Source organism: Flavobacterium sp., assembly GCF_043779715.1.
In the GTDB taxonomy this organism is placed as follows: domain Bacteria; phylum Bacteroidota; class Bacteroidia; order Flavobacteriales; family Flavobacteriaceae; genus Flavobacterium.
This window is the reverse complement of sequence record NZ_JAYWDT010000164.1, coordinates 1-7,208: the sequence shown is the minus strand read 5'-3', so window position 1 is coordinate 7,208 and position 7,208 is coordinate 1. Positions and strand designations below refer to the sequence as shown.

Sequence of the window (7,208 nt, the reverse complement as noted above, 5' to 3'; positions counted from 1 at the left end):
TTTTCGGGTTCAAAAATTCCTGTTATTTTCTCGGAATGAAGTTCTTTATTTAAAATATAATCTTTAGTTTCCGAAGCCAATTTTATTCTCATTGTTATTATAGGGTATTTTTTTAAATCGTCAAAATTGTCTTTTATAAACAGAAAATGAGCGTTTAGTAAGCGATTATTTAATTTCTCTTGCTCATTATAAATTAAATTATCACATTCGTTTTCACTAATATTTATTAAGGTATAAATTTTCCCGTTAGACAACTGAAAATAAATTTTAGAATTTTTATCTACACATTTTGGTGTAATAAACTCGACGCTTTTTTGGATAATTTGAAGGTTTAAAATTGGAGTTCCGTTATCAGAAATTAGCGATAAGAAAACCAGTTGTGCTGAGTTTCCAAAAACTTTTTCGTAAACCAAACAGCTTTTAGTTTCTTTTATCGTACCAATCGAGTCGGTAAGATTAACAGCATAATCGCAAGGTTTTTGTGCAAATAATAAAGATTTAAATAAGAAGAATATAACAATTACAGGAACTTTCATTGGGTTTAAATTTTGGCGCAAATTAAAACAATTTTATGGTTATTTGCATTGGTTGTAAAAAAAACATAGCTATCCCCGCCATCACTAATTTTCCATTTTTTTCTAATATTTTCGACAGTTTCTGGAAAGTTTCTGGTAGCAATATTGGCCTTGGTGTTTTGTAGAAATTGTTTCATTCCATTTTTATTATATTCAAAAACATTTTCAATTTTGAATATTCGCCCAGGAAAATCTATAATCTCGTCCGATGTATATAAATGAGAATGCTGGTGTAGTTTTTCGAGTTTAAAATGATTTGCAACCAATTCGAAACCTCCAGATTTCAGAATCGCAGCATTGGGTTCGTAAATGTACTTTTTTGGTAATGTATAAATATTATTTTCTATTTCTTGATTCAAAATGAAATCAAATTTTTCTTCTCTTTCTTTATTGAAATTGATGGTTTTTATAGCAATTGTATTTTCATATTCTTTCTCGACTTCCCATAATAATTCTTTTACTTCGTTATTTACTGCGATAATATGTATGGTTTTAACGTTTTGTAATTCATTCAAACCTGAAGTAATGTCTAGTATTGGCGCAGTTTTTATAAGTATTTTATCAGAAAACCCAAAATAGTCTTCTAAAAGTTCTGGGACATTGGGCAAGCAATCTTTTAGCATAAAAACTTTGCCTTTTGTATTACTTCTTCTAGACGGATCGATGTAAATCCAATCGAATTTTTGGTTTAACTTTTTTAATGTTTCAAAACTATCTCCTTGTAAACAAGTGATATTTGTTTGTTTTAAAATTTCAAAATTATGTGTGGCAATTTCAGATAATTCTCGATTTAATTCACAATGAAAAATTTGATTTATTTTCTTCGAAAAATAATAATCATCTACACCAAAACCACCAGTCAAATCGATTAAACTCTCTCCCGAAACAATATTAGATTTGTATAAAGCTGTTTTTTCTGACGAAGTTTGCTGTACGGATATTTTGCTTGGATACAAAATATTTTCGTGAGCATACCAAGTAGGTAATTTTTCTTTTGCTTTACTTTTTGATGAAATTTGAGTTAGTATTTCGACCCATGTAACTTCGGGAAAAGGGTTTTTTTGTAAGGCTAATTTCGAAATATTAGTTTCAATATTTTGAGAGATGAACTCTTGTACGGCAACGGATAATAATGCAGTAATCATTAGATATTCTTTGTAATGAGTTGCACAATTTTATTCTCAGGAAAAAATTCTTTGGCAATTACTTTTAGCATCGTATAAAAAGGAATGGCAATAATCATTCCTGCAATTCCAAAAAGAAATCCACTAATTAAGGTGATTAAAAATATTTCGAGAGGGTGAGAATTGACGCTTTTTGAAAAAATAAGGGGTTGCGAAATGTTATTATCTATTAATTGGACTATCCAAAATCCTACTAAAACATATAAAGTTGTAGGTAAAATATCATGCTGAAAATCGCCACCTAGATTACTAATCATGGTTAATATTGCTGCTAAAACTGAACCTATTAGTGGTCCAACATAAGGAACAATATTTAACAAAGCACATAAAAAAGCAATAACAAAAGCATTCTCTACTCCAAAAATGAGTAAAACAATCAGATACAAAATAAAAACGATTAATAATTGAATTAATAACCCAATAAAATATCGGCTGAGCATTTCGTTTATTTTAGTAAATGAATTCAGAATTTGCTCTTCATGATTGTCGGGTAAAATTATTTTTATACCATTTGTAAACATTATTTTGTCTTTCAAAAAGAAGAAAGTAATAAATAAAACGGAAGCCAAGCCCATACCGAAACTACTTATTGTTGCTAAAATTGAATTTAGGATTGTAGGTACAAAATTGAAATTTATTTTCGATGTTAAACTCGAATCATCCAGTAAATTCCCAGCATTTATATGATGTTTTGTCAGATAAATTTTAAATTGATTAACCAATTCGGTTGCATTATTTTCAATGGCTTTGGTGTCTAACAAAGATAAATTTTCGCTTTGAGAAACAATAAGAGGCACAAACATCATTATTAATCCTACAAAGATAAAAATCAATAAAAACATAGAAAACACAACTGCTAATATGTTGGAAAATTTTAATTTTTTTTTCAAAAAACCAACAAATGGACTTGTAATAAGTGTTAGTATTAATGAAACTACCAAATAGACGATTACAGATTGAATCTCATATAAAAAAAACAATATCATTGCAATTGCAAGGATAACTACTAATGCTTTTATAATTCCGTTTGCTATAATTTTTGAAGTCATTTTTCATATAAATTAGGAAAACGAATATAATAAAAAAACTCGCTACAAGAGCGAGTTTTTAGTTTATTTAAGAAAGATATTATAATCTGAAAGAAGCTCTAATACCTCCAGCAAGAAATATTGCATCCATTCTAGACTTTTGCCCTAATGAGAACATGTACATTCCTCTATCGTCAGTATAATCCATATAATTCATATACATTTCTAATGGAGCACCAGAACAAGTACTTCTGTGACCAACAGCAGGAACTCCACCATTAGCAGCATTGTGAGTAGGTGTGTCAGATACTAAATCAGATCCACAAGTTGCATCTCCCCAAATGTGACGTAAGTTCATCCAGTGACCTACTTCATGAGTTGCAGTTCTTCCTAAGTTGAAAGGATAAGCAGATGAAGAAGAGCTTGTTACACCAGTATATTTACCATCACAAACAACTCCGTCAGTTGTAGATGAACCTCCAGGAAATTGTGCGTAACCTAAAATACCTCCACCAATAGTACAAACCCAAAAGTTTAGTTTTGTAGTTGGCGATGTTGCCGCTATACCACCGCCAGAAGTTTTTTTCATTGCATCATTAGTTCCCCAAGATGTTTTTGTAGTCGATTTTCTGATTACTTGGTCAAGTACAAATGAAATTCCTACGTTTGCTCTTACTGATGAGTAAGGATTGTTAGCAGTATTGTAATCTGAATTTAAAGCATTGAAATCTTTGTTTAAAACATCAATTTGTGATTGAAGTTGCGCTAAAGAAACATTTTCAGCTGTTGTACGATATAATACATTAAATACTACAGGAATTTGAATTTTTCCATTTACAATTCTTCCTGTAGCCATAGCATTTTCAGTAAATATTTCGATTTCAGCCATTTTAGATGCTAAAGCAGGATTTTCTTTAATTTGACGTTCTAATACTTCTTGAGAAGCACAACCTTTGTGAGCAGATGCATTTAATGCAGAATTTTCTGATTGAACATCAGCCGTGTTGTCTTTTTGACAAGAAAACATAAAAAATACTACCGAAGCAGTTAATAACAATTTTTTCATAATTTGTTGGTTTGGTTGGTAATTTATTAGTTTTTCATTTAATTCTTTGGCAATACTATAAATAATTAAATGATTTACAAAATTTTTGATAGAAAAAATAGTTTAAAATATTAAAAAATAATGTTTCAAAATTGTTAATAACTTCGTCAATAATAGTAAAATAGGGTAATAAGAACTTTATTTTTGTTAAAAATTATTTTCTAAAAAACAACTACATATTTTACGTATTTGATAAATTATGATGTAAATATTTGAATTATTTATAAATTTAAAACATAAAATTTATAAATAATTCATAATGGTTAGTTTTTAAAAACGTAACTGATAATGTTGGCGCCCATTTTCAAAGCTTTTTCTCTAATTGCTGTAGGGTCGTTATGTACTTCCGGATCTTCCCAACCATCACCTAGATCGCATTCGTAAGTGTAAAGTAAGACCAATTTAGTATCTATAAATATCCCAAAAGCTTGAGATCTTTTTCCATCATGTTCATGAATTTTGGGTAATCCGTCAGGAAAAGGAAATGGTTTCTGGAAAATCGCATGATTGGCAGGAATTTCTATCAAATTTTCATTAGGGAAAAGTTTTGTAATTTCTTTCCTTATATATTGATCCATTCCGTAATTATCATCAATATGAAGAAAACCGCCAGAACGCAAGTAGTTTTGTAAATTCTGAACTTCAGCTTCATTAAAAACAACATTCCCGTGTCCCGTCATGTGAATAAACGGATACGAAAAAATATCAGTACTTGCTGGTGTAACTGTAACTGGTTTGGGTTTTATAGTAGTATTTATATTCTGATTGCAAAATTTTATCAAATTGGGTAATGAGGTAGGATTTGCATACCAATCTCCACCGCCACTATATTTTAGTAAAGCGATTTCTTGCGAAAGTACTGGAGTTGTAACCAGAATTAAAAATAAAATTATTTTTTTCATTTTTTTACTAATACCTTTTGCCTAATGGCTTATTACTAAAATCACTCATTAACAAAAACCACACTATGACAAGCAACCACTGCGGCAGTTTCTGTTCTTAATCGTGTGTTTCCCAAAGATACAGGAATATAATTGTTGGTTAGGGCAAATTGTATTTCTTTTTCAGAAAAATCACCTTCAGGACCTATAAGTATAGTATATTTTTCTTTTAGTTTGATGGCGTTTTTTAACAGTTTTTTGTCGGTTTCCTCACAATGTGCAATACATAAGTTGCCGTCGTGTTGCTTATTAATAAACTCTTTGAAAGAGATAGGTTCATTTAACTTTGGAAGAAAAAATTGCAATGATTGTTTCATTGCCGACAATATAATCTTATCGAAACGTTCATTTTTGATGATTTTTCTTTCGGAACGATCACATATAATAGGTGTAATTTCGTGAATTCCCATTTCGGTAGCTTTTTCAAGAAACCATTCAAAACGATCATTCATTTTTGTAGGCGCAACAGCCAGATGAATATAGAAATCCGTTGGTTGAGATGTTTCTGTTGAAACAATTTTTACGGTACATTTTTTTTCGGAAGCTAAAATAATTTCTGTCGAAAATAAATTTCCTAAACCATTGGTTACATGTAAAGTGTCACCTTCGGTTTTACGTAATACTTTAACAATGTGTTTGCTTTCTTCTTTGTCAAAAGAAAACTCTTTTAAAGCGGTATTTATATCTGAATTGTAAAATAATTGCATATTAAAAATCGATTCGTGCTTTGCTGACTACAGAAGCATCATTAAATTTATTTTCTAAAAAACGTTGGTAACCTACAATACCAATCATTGCTGCATTATCGGTTGTGTATTCAAATTTTGGAATAAAAGTTTTCCAGCCATATTTTTTTTCAGCTTCTTTCAATGTGTTTCTAATTCCTGAATTTGCCGAAACGCCACCGCCAATCGCAATTTGTTTTATTCCTGTTTGTTGTACGGCGAGTTTTAGTTTTTCCATCAAAATTTCGATAATAATATTTTGTATAGAAGCACAAATATCGTTCCGATTTTCATCGATAAAATTTGCGTTTTCTTTAACATTATTTTGAATAAAGTATAAAATTTGGGTTTTTAGTCCAGAAAAGCTAAAATCTAAATTTGGCATTTTTGGTTTGGTAAATTTATAAGCTTTTGGGTTTCCCAATTGCGCATATTTATCTACTAATGGTCCACCAGGATAGGGAAGCCCCAATATTTTAGCGCTTTTGTCGAATGCTTCTCCTACAGCATCATCGGTAGTCTCGCCAATAATTTCCATATCAAAAAAACTATTCACTTTTACAATTTGAGTATGTCCACCAGAAATGGTTAATGCTAAAAAAGGAAATTCTGGTTTATCGAAACCTTCTTCATCAATAAAATGAGCTAAAATATGTGCATGCATGTGGTTTACCGCAATGAGCGGAATATTTAGTGACATTGCCATGCTTTTTGCAAACGAACTGCCTACTAATAATGACCCCATAAGTCCTGGACCTTGTGTAAATGCTATAGCTGACAATTGTTCTTTAGAAATATTGGCTTTTTTTAGGGCTACATCAATTACGGGAACAATATTTTGTTGGTGTGCTCTTGAAGCTAATTCAGGAACGACACCGCCATATTGCTCATGTATAGCTTGTTGCGCAACAATATTAGATAATACTTTGTCATTTTGCATCACAGCTGCGGCAGTATCATCGCAAGAACTTTCGATAGCTAGAATAAAAACAGGATTTTGATGCATAAAAGGCATAGATTTTGCGTTATATTTGATAAACCGATATAAAAGATTTAATTTTACATCGAAGCCCAAAAATAAAGATTTTTTATCAAATCTAAAGGTTTAGGGCTGTTTACCTTTGCAAAAAACGATTGTTGGAAGAAAAGAAAAAAAATACAGGCCTAAAAAAACTCAGAAAATACACATTATTATTCCTTCTCGGATTGGTATTGCTATTATTGTCGCTTGGTATTGCACTTTCTTTGCCATCAGTTCAAACTTATTTGGGACAATACCTAACCGAACAATTAAACAAGGAATTTGGTACTGATATTACTATTCAGGAAGTTAATTTTACCATATTTGGAGGTGTAAAATTAAAACAAGTTCTGATTAGAGATCACAAAAAAGACACTTTATTTTATATTAATAGATTAAAAACGGACATTCTAGATGCTAAAAAATTAATAGATGGCGATTTACATTTTGGTGAGGTTGACCTCGACGGATTGTTTTTTAACCTTAAAAATTATAAAGGCGAAAAAGATAATAATTTAGATAAATTTATTGAACTTCTTGATGATGGAAAACCATCTAAATCAAACAAAAAATTTTTGTTAACTGCTAATAAATTCAATTTAACCAAAAGTACTTTTTCATTTAACGAT

General features: G+C 30.3%; 7 protein-coding genes and 1 pseudogene. 1 reads left to right on the top strand and 7 read right to left on the bottom strand.

The features are described from left to right. The 7 genes from ACH2BG_RS08055 to tsaD form a co-directional block, all read right to left on the bottom strand. Positions 1 to 536 (bottom strand): hypothetical protein (locus ACH2BG_RS08055; protein WP_395047189.1); only part of this gene is annotated, 536 nt, incomplete at its 3' end. Between the two features lie 5 nt (positions 537 to 541). Beyond that, positions 542 to 1,720 carry a class I SAM-dependent methyltransferase gene (locus ACH2BG_RS08050; protein WP_395047188.1) on the bottom strand — a complete coding sequence of 393 codons (1,179 nt, stop codon included), beginning with the start codon at positions 1,718 to 1,720 and terminating at the stop codon, positions 542 to 544. After that, positions 1,720 to 2,808: an AI-2E family transporter gene (locus ACH2BG_RS08045; RefSeq protein WP_395047187.1), complete on the bottom strand. Its 1,089-nt coding sequence runs from the start codon at positions 2,806 to 2,808 to the stop codon at positions 1,720 to 1,722. The genes ACH2BG_RS08050 and ACH2BG_RS08045 overlap by 1 nt, the downstream gene beginning before the upstream one ends. Before the next feature lie 79 nt (positions 2,809 to 2,887). Beyond that, on the bottom strand, positions 2,888 to 3,853 hold the full coding sequence (locus ACH2BG_RS08040; protein ID WP_395047186.1) for a zinc metalloprotease: 966 nt from the start codon (positions 3,851 to 3,853) through the stop codon (positions 2,888 to 2,890). 302 nt (positions 3,854 to 4,155) lie between these two features. After that, positions 4,156 to 4,794 carry a DUF4159 domain-containing protein gene (locus tag ACH2BG_RS08035; RefSeq protein WP_395047185.1) on the bottom strand — a complete coding sequence of 213 codons (639 nt, stop codon included), beginning with the start codon at positions 4,792 to 4,794 and terminating at the stop codon, positions 4,156 to 4,158. A 41-nt stretch (positions 4,795 to 4,835) separates the two neighbouring features. Next, complete coding sequence (locus ACH2BG_RS08030) at positions 4,836 to 5,540, bottom strand: 16S rRNA (uracil(1498)-N(3))-methyltransferase (RefSeq protein WP_395047184.1); 705 nt, start codon at positions 5,538 to 5,540, stop codon at positions 4,836 to 4,838. A gap of 1 nt (position 5,541) precedes the next feature. Further along, positions 5,542 to 6,564, bottom strand: a complete 1,023-nt coding sequence (gene tsaD / locus ACH2BG_RS08025) for a tRNA (adenosine(37)-N6)-threonylcarbamoyltransferase complex transferase subunit TsaD (protein WP_395047183.1) — start codon at positions 6,562 to 6,564, stop codon at positions 5,542 to 5,544. A 131-nt stretch (positions 6,565 to 6,695) separates the two neighbouring features. Between tsaD and ACH2BG_RS08020 the strand changes: the two are divergent. Beyond that, positions 6,696 to 7,208 (top strand): annotated as a pseudogene (locus tag ACH2BG_RS08020) (translocation/assembly module TamB); the annotation flags it as partial.